General features: G+C 42.2%; 1 protein-coding gene and 1 pseudogene. Both read right to left on the reverse strand.

Features of this window, described 5'->3' with window-relative positions; translation table 11 throughout:
* Positions 1 to 602, reverse strand: a pseudogene (locus AC1DUA_RS38330) (penicillin-binding protein 2); the annotation flags it as partial.
* A 5-nt stretch (positions 603 to 607) separates the two neighbouring features.
* Positions 608 to 1,219 (reverse strand): HAD-IA family hydrolase (locus AC1DUA_RS38335; protein ID WP_477504673.1); only part of this gene is annotated, 612 nt, incomplete at its 5' end.

Genomic DNA, 1,219 nt, shown 5'->3' on the forward strand with positions numbered 1-1,219 from the left:
CCATCTGTGTCCATATCGTCCATTTCGTAAGTACGGATGCTCTCTTCTGTAACTTCCAGCCACTTGAATTCATCCCGATGCTCTAATAAATAAGCGATTTCTTTATTGGACAAATCTGTTTTGATTTTACGCGGAACCCAGTAATAACTTGGATCTTTCACTTTGTTTTTATTGATATCATAACCAAGGTCCATGGCAAGCACGATATCCGCGATCTCCAGCTTCTTGGAATCCGGCTTGCCGTATTTATCAAAAACGTCAGTTTTCAATTTGCTCGCCATGCGAATGACTTCATCTTTATCCTGCTGGGACGRCTCGATCCGGAAAAATAAGGACTGCACTGGGATGGTGTAGGCAAGAGGTGATTTCGTAGAATCATAAATGTTGCCGCGAATAGGAGCAATTTTGTTCGTCTGATTCGTAYTGGTATTCTCTGCTGCCTTCAAATCTTTGGCTTGAACGAATTGTAAAATGGCCAAACGTACGATAAGTACGGAAAATAATAAGAACGTTACAAAGAAGAAGATATTAATCCGAAACGAAAAATGCCGCTTCTTGGTGATTTCTCTTTTCTTTGGATCATCCATTATGGATGGTTTCATCACACTCAGATCCTTTCTTGCACAATAGCTTGCTGATCATCAAATAGTTCAAGCAGGGATCGGATACCCTCCCCGGTATGGTAGTCGTAACGGATAATACGAACCGCATCGATGCCGACTTGACTCGGCGCCCAAACATCGTTCGTCTCGTGATCGCCGATATAGAGGACATCCTTGGCTGCTACACCTGCACGTTCTAGAGCAAGTTGAAAAATGGCCGGATCCGGCTTCTCAAGACCAACCTCTGTCGACACGAGTACAGGATCAAAATAGTGCAGAATCCCTTTATCCTCTAAAATAGCTTTCAGTGTAGGAGCAAAATTGCTAATAATCCCAATTCTAAAGCCTTGGGCTTGAAGTCTTTCGAGAAAAGGTTTAACATCATCAAACAATTCATAGTACTCAGGTGCGGTATAAATCTCGTACAGCTCGTGGCAGCACTTGAAAATCTCTTCCTCTGTCCACTCCTCATGGATGCCCAGTTTATGTAGCACATATTTATATAGGTTGACCCAGAATTCACGATCTGACTCTGGCGAACACACAATGAAATTATCTTGTTTATTCACATAATAAAATAGACGAAAAGCCTCCGTAAACAGTTCACTGATATGAGC

This window comes from Paenibacillus sp. 01T422, from assembly GCF_056398785.1.